This is a genomic window from Inquilinus sp. (genome assembly GCF_057815775.1).
Genome location: NZ_JBYRFX010001153.1, coordinates 1 through 5234 on the forward strand (window position 1 = coordinate 1; position 5234 = coordinate 5234).

Sequence of the window (5234 nt, forward strand, 5' to 3'; positions counted from 1 at the left end):
ACCAGCACCACCTTGACCCCCGAGGTCCCGAGATCGATCCCGAGAAACATGCGCATCCTCCCGATTAGGCCCCCAGGCTACGGAACCCTCTGGCCGGAGACAATGCGTCGGCTTATGCCAGACGCCGGATGTGGAGAGAGACCATGGTTTCGTGACCGCCGGCACCATCCATTGCCTCGGGCCGCTGGTGCTCGACCGGATCGTCGAGGTCGACCGCCTGCCCGGCCATGACGAGAAGGCGTTCATCCTCGCCAGGCGCGAAGCGGCAGGCGGGCCGCCGCGCAATGTCGCCGTGGCGCTGGCCGGCTGGCGCGAGCCTGTCGCGCTCGTCTCCGTCCTCGGCGACGACGCGGCCGGCCGGCTGCTGCTGGACTCGCTGGGGGCCGATGGGCTCGATGCCGGCGCGATCGCCATCGTCCCCGGCCTGGCGACGGGCAGCACCATCATCATCGTCGACGCCACCGGCGAGAAGGCGATCCTGGTCGACCCGATTCCCGAAGCGGTGCTGGCCGGCATCGGCCGGGGTGTGGCCCCGGAGGCCGGCGACGTCGTCATCGCCAATCTCTACCACCCCGGTGCCGTCGGCGCGGCCTTCGCCAGGGCGGTACAGCGCGGCGCCGCTTCGGTGATCGATCTCGAACTGCCGGAGATCGAGCGCTGGGGATGGAATGCGGCTTTCGAGACGGCGGCCGGGGCCGGCCTGGTGCTGACCAACCGGCAGGTGCTGTCCGCCTGGGTGGCGCGCGAGCGGATCGGCGGCGCCCTCGAGGAGGCCGCCGAACATCTCGCCCGCCGGCTGTCGGGGGATCGCGGCCGCGCCTGCGTCACCCTGGGCGACCGCGGCCTGGTCGCCTGCGACGCCGGCCGCATCGTCCGCCTGCCGGCCCTGCCGGTCCGGCCGCGCGATACCACCGGGGCGGGCGACGTGTTCCTGGCCGGACTGGTGCATGCCGAGCGCCTGGGCGCAGGCTTCGAGTCGGCGCTCGCCTTGGCGACCGCCGTGGCCGGCCTGTTCCTCGAAGCCGGCCGGCGGCCCGGGTGGCTCCAGGTCGAGGCACGGGCACACACCCTGTAAGCCTGCATGACAATGGTAACCCATTGCCGCACGCTGACTTCTGGCCAGCCGCGTCGCGGGGGCTTATCCAGGGGCATTATGGACGCGAGCGCAGTTTGGATCCTCAAGCCGGGCCTGGCCCGGATCGGCACCGAAACCCTGCCCGAACCGGGGCCCGGCGAGGTGCGCGTGCGCGCCCGCTTTGGCGCCGTCAGCCGCGGCACCGAGGCGCTGGTGTTCCAGGGCAAGGTGCCGGTGAGCCAGCACCAGGCAATGCGCGCGCCGTTCCAGGCTGGCCTGTTTCCGGGCCCGGTGAAGTACGGCTACATCAATGTCGGCCGGGTCGAGGCCGGGCCGGAGGCCCTGCTGGGCCGCGACGTATTCTGCCTGTACCCGCACCAGACCGGCTATGTCGTGCCGGCCACCGCGGTGACGCCCCTGCCCGACGGCCTGCCGCCCGAACGCGCGGTGCTGGCCGCGAATATGGAGACGGCGCTGAACGTCGTCTGGGACGCCGCACCCCGCCCGGGCGACCGGGTTGCGGTGATCGGCGCCGGCGTGGTCGGCTGCCTGGCGGCCTGGCTGCTGGGCCGGATTCCCGGCTGCACCGTGACACTGGTCGACACCGACCCGGACCGGGCGGCAGTGGCCGCGGCGCTGGGCGTCGGTTTCGCCGCTCCGGCCGCAGCACCGGGTGACCAGGATCTGGTGATCCACACCAGCGGCAACCCGGCCGGGCTGGCCACCGCGCTGGGCCTGGCCGGCATCGAGGCGACGGTGGTCGAGGCCAGCTGGTACGGCGATACGCCGGTGCCGGTGCCGCTGGGCGAGGCCTTCCATTCCCGGCGCCTGACCCTGCGGTCGTCCCAGGTCGGCATGGTGGCGACGGCGCAGCGGCCGCGCTGGGACTATGCCCGCCGCATGGCCAAGGCGCTGGAGCTGCTGCGCGACCCGGTGCTGGACGTGCTGTTCACCGGCGACTGCGATTTCGACGAATTGCCCGAGGTGCTGGCCCGGCTGGCGGCCACGCCCGCCGGCGCCCTGTGCCAGCGCATCCGATACCCCGAGGGATAAGTGAGCATGTACACGGTTTCCGTCCGCGACCATTTCATGATCGCCCACAGCTTCAAGGGCGCGGTGTTCGGCCCGGCGCAGAAGCTGCACGGCGCCACCTATGTGGTCGACCTGGCCTTCCGCCGGCCCGAGCTGGACGAGGACGGCATCGTCGTCGACATCGGCCTGGCCTCGGTCGCGCTGAAGGATGTGATGGCCGAGCTGAACTACCGCAACCTGGATGAGGAAGCGGCCTTCGCCGGCTGGAACACCACCACTGAGGTGCTGGCCCGCACCATCTTCGACCGCATCGCCGCGCGGATCGCATCGGGCGAGCTGGGGGCCGGCGCCGCCGCGATCGAGAGCCTGGCCGTGACCCTGCACGAATCCCACATCGCCTGGGCGTCCTATGAGGGCAAGCTGGCACGATGAGCGACCCGATCGCGTTCCTGCAGCCCGGCGACCCGGAGTGGCGCACCGGCGGCTACATCTACAACAAGCGCATCATCGAGGGCCTGCGCGGGCTGGGCCGCAGCGTGACGCTGCACCGGCTGGGCGACACCTTTCCCTACCCCGATGCGCCCACGGTGGCCCACGCCGCATCGGTGCTGCGCGCGCTGCCAGACGGCACGCTGACCGTGATCGACGGGCTAGCCTTCGCCGTGCTGCCGGAGCAGATGGCGGCCGAGGCCGGGCGGCTGCGCCTGGTCGCGCTGATCCACCACCCGCTGGCGTTCGAGAACGGGCTGAGCCCGACGCAGCGCCAGACGCTGGAGACGAGCGAGCGGCAGGCCCTGACCACGGCACGGCGGGTGATCGTCACCAGTCCGGGCACGGCGCGCGACGTGCAGGATTATGGCGTCGAGGCGGAGCGCATCGGCGTGGTGCTGCCGGGCACCGACCCGACCCCGCCGGCGCAAGGATCGGGCGAGGCCGCGCCGGTGCTGCTGGCGGTCGCGACGCTGACGCCGCGCAAGGGCTATCTGGACCTGGTGGCGGCGCTGCAACGGCTGGCCACCCTGCCCTGGCGCCTGGTCTGCGCCGGCAGCCTGGAGCGCGACGCGCCGCATGCCGCCGCGGTGCAGGCTGCGATCGAGCAGGCCGGGCTGGCCGGCCGCATCCGCCTCATCGGCGAGATCGACGAGGCGACGCTGCTGCAGCAGTACGCCCGGGCCGATCTGTTCGTGCTGCCGTCGCATCATGAAGGCTACGGCATGGCCCTGGCCGAGGCCTCGGCCCGCGGCCTGCCGATCGTCAGCACCACCGGTGGCGCCATTCCGGACACGGTGCCGCCGGGCGCCGGCCTGCTGGTGCCGCCGGGCGACATCGACGCCCTGACCGGCGCGCTGCGGCGGCTGCTGACCGATCCCGCCCTGCGACTGCAACTGCGCGAGTCCGGGTTGGCCGCCCGGGCCCGCCTGCCCGGCTGGCCAGCCCAGGCCGCCGCCTTCGCTCGTGAGCTGGACTTGGTCGACCCGCGGTAGCGAGCCCTACTGGCCCTGCTTCACCGTCTGGTGCAGCGAGGCGATGGTCTGCGGGTCCAGCTTCAGTGCCAAAGCCAGTTTCTTGAGGAAGCCGCTCTCCTCCGGCGTGTCCATGGTCACGGTCAGCAGCGCCGCGGTGTAGATCTGCGCCGCCTCCTGCGGGCCGCTGACGCCGGCCACCAGTTGCTCCGGCGTCGCCGGGTTGCGCATCTCGTTCTCCAGGAATTCGCGCTCCGCCGCGTCCTCCTCGCCGAGATGACCCTGGATCGCCTCGGCCTCACTGTCATCGATGGTGCCGTCGGCTGCCGCCGCGGCGATCATGGTGCGGATGATGCGATGGGCCGTGTCCTGCCCGATCAGATGCGCCGCCGGCGCCCCGCCGACCGAATCGGCCATGTTGAGAAAGCCGCCATCGCTGCCTGCGCCCGGGGCCGTCTCATCCGAAGCCGAAGACGGCGGGGCAACAACCGGCGGAGCATCGCCGAGGCTGCTCAACAGCCCGCCGCCGCGATTCTGCAGCGCCTGCATGGCGAGGCCGGCGATGATCGTCATCAACCCGCCGCCAAGGCCTCCGCCCAGACCACCACCGCTCTGGCTTTGTCCGCCGCCGCCGAGGCTGTTGAGGATGCCGCCCAGGCCGCCACCGAGACCGCCCAGCCCGCCGGATGCGGCCGTGCCGCCGCCGAGGCTCTGCAGCAGGCCGCCGAGCCCGCCACCCAGGCCACCGCCGCCGGCCGGGGGCGCACCCACGCCGCCGCCCAGCACCTGGCTGAGAATGCCGCCTATATTGATTCCGCCGGCCGTCCCGCCGCCACCCGTGGCACGGCCGAGGCCGCTCTGCGCCAACGCACCCAAGAGCTTGTCGAGATTCATCGTCTCTCTCCCCCGGTCGTTGCGGCGTTCGTCGCCCCCGCGAGAGGAGGACCGCCGCGTGTGATGCCGGCCGCCGGACGCGGCTCCTAGCAATCTTGCCGGAACGGGAGGTGTTCGGCGAGGTCTTCGATGCCGGCCTCGACCGCCTGCGCCTCGCGCACCAGGAAATCGGCCACGGCGCGGCGGAAGCCGGGGTCGCGGATCCAGTGGGCGCTGTAGGTGCGCACGGGGCGGTAGCCGCGCATCACCTTGTGTTCGCCCTGGGCGCCGGCCTCGACCCGCTTCAGCCCGCGGGCGATGGCGAAGTCGATCGCCTGGTAGTAGCAGGCCTCGAAATGCAGGAATGGATACTCATGGCCGTCGCTGCCCCAGTTGCGGCCATACAGCGTGTCGGTGCCGATCAGGTTCAGCGCGCCGGCGATCCAGCGCCCGTCGCGGCGGGCCATGATCAGGAGCACCCGCTCGGCCATCCGCTCGCCCAGCAGCGAGAAGAACGGCCGGGTCAGATAGGGCCGCCCCCATTTGCGCGAGCCGGTGTCCATGTAGAAGCCGAAGAAGGCGTCCCACGCCGCTTCGGTCAGGTTCGCGCCGGTCAGGCACTCGACGCTGATGTTATTTTCGAGCGCTTCGGCGCGTTCGCGGCGGACGGCCTTGCGCTTGCGCGAGGCGAGGGCGGCAAGGAAATCCTCAAAAGTTGAATAGCCCGCATTCTCCCAATGGAACTGCTGATCGGTCCGCTGCAGGAAGCCGCGGCCGCCGAGCAATTCCCA

6 protein-coding genes are annotated in these 5234 nt (G+C 71.8%); 4 read left to right on the forward strand and 2 right to left on the reverse strand.

Going from position 1 to position 5234, the window contains the following annotated elements:
- Positions 1-151: 151 nt before the first annotated feature.
- The 4 genes from AC3XYG_RS40880 to AC3XYG_RS40895 all read left to right on the forward strand — a co-directional run bounded on the left by AC3XYG_RS40880 (position 152) and on the right by AC3XYG_RS40895 (position 3591).
- Positions 152-1075, forward strand: a complete 924-nt coding sequence (locus AC3XYG_RS40880) for a carbohydrate kinase family protein (RefSeq protein ID WP_489145656.1) — start codon at positions 152-154, stop codon at positions 1073-1075.
- Between the two features lie 78 nt (positions 1076-1153).
- The gene (locus AC3XYG_RS40885; protein WP_489145657.1) at positions 1154-2128 is read left to right on the forward strand and encodes a zinc-dependent alcohol dehydrogenase; all 975 of its coding nucleotides are present in this window, start codon (positions 1154-1156) and stop codon (positions 2126-2128) included.
- Between the two features lie 6 nt (positions 2129-2134).
- Positions 2135-2539 (forward strand): 6-pyruvoyl trahydropterin synthase family protein, encoded by a 405-nt coding sequence (locus AC3XYG_RS40890; protein WP_489145658.1) that lies wholly within the window; start codon positions 2135-2137, stop codon positions 2537-2539.
- Complete coding sequence (locus tag AC3XYG_RS40895; protein ID WP_489145659.1) at positions 2536-3591, forward strand: glycosyltransferase family 4 protein; 1056 nt, start codon at positions 2536-2538, stop codon at positions 3589-3591. Before AC3XYG_RS40890 ends, AC3XYG_RS40895 begins: the two co-directional genes overlap by 4 nt.
- A gap of 6 nt (positions 3592-3597) precedes the next feature.
- Here AC3XYG_RS40895 and AC3XYG_RS40900 read toward each other — a convergent pair whose 3' ends face one another.
- Both AC3XYG_RS40900 and AC3XYG_RS40905 read right to left on the reverse strand, forming a co-directional pair.
- Positions 3598-4464, reverse strand: coding sequence for a DUF533 domain-containing protein (locus AC3XYG_RS40900; RefSeq protein WP_489145660.1), 867 nt, complete (start codon positions 4462-4464; stop codon positions 3598-3600).
- A gap of 86 nt (positions 4465-4550) precedes the next feature.
- A partial coding sequence (locus AC3XYG_RS40905; protein WP_489145661.1) for a GNAT family N-acetyltransferase occupies positions 4551-5234 on the reverse strand: 684 nt, incomplete at its 5' end.

What these genes read in the sequence shown, in the direction of transcription:
- AC3XYG_RS40885 (WP_489145657.1), top strand. Translation starts at nt 1,154, where the DNA reads ATGGACGCGAGCGCAGTTTGGATCCTCAAGCCGGGCCTGGCCCGGATC.
- AC3XYG_RS40895 (WP_489145659.1), top strand. Translation starts at nt 2,536, where the DNA reads ATGAGCGACCCGATCGCGTTCCTGCAGCCCGGCGACCCGGAGTGGCGC.
- AC3XYG_RS40900 (WP_489145660.1), bottom strand. Translation starts at nt 4,464, where the DNA reads ATGAATCTCGACAAGCTCTTGGGTGCGTTGGCGCAGAGCGGCCTCGGC.
- AC3XYG_RS40890 (WP_489145658.1), top strand. Translation starts at nt 2,135, where the DNA reads ATGTACACGGTTTCCGTCCGCGACCATTTCATGATCGCCCACAGCTTC.